Origin of the sequence: Pseudomonas sp. HY2-MNA-CIBAN-0224 (assembly GCF_040310285.1) — a bacterium.
Taxonomy (GTDB): domain Bacteria; phylum Pseudomonadota; class Gammaproteobacteria; order Pseudomonadales; family Pseudomonadaceae; genus Aquipseudomonas; species Aquipseudomonas helleri.
Map to the genome: position 1 here is coordinate 1 of NZ_JBEOPQ010000717.1, position 254 is coordinate 254.

Genomic DNA, 254 nt, shown 5'->3' on the forward strand with positions numbered 1-254 from the left:
TCATCTTACTGATGCCTTCAGGCTTGGAGATCATTTTCATCATTTTTGCCATTTGCTTGTGCTGCTTGAGCAAACGATTGACGTCTTGAATCTCGCGACCTGAACCTGCGGCAATACGGCGTTTACGGCTTGGATTAATCTTATCAGGGTTTTTACGCTCAAACGGCGTCATTGAATTAATCAATGCTTCCATTTCACGCACTTTTTCTTCTGGCTTAGCATCTTCAACCGCTTTTTGCATGTCAGAGCCGCCC

The 254-nt window shown here is 44.9% G+C and carries 1 pseudogene; it reads right to left on the reverse strand.

Features of this window, described 5'->3' with window-relative positions:
- A pseudogene (locus AAEZ03_RS28200) lies at nucleotides 1-254 on the reverse strand (signal recognition particle protein); the annotation flags it as partial.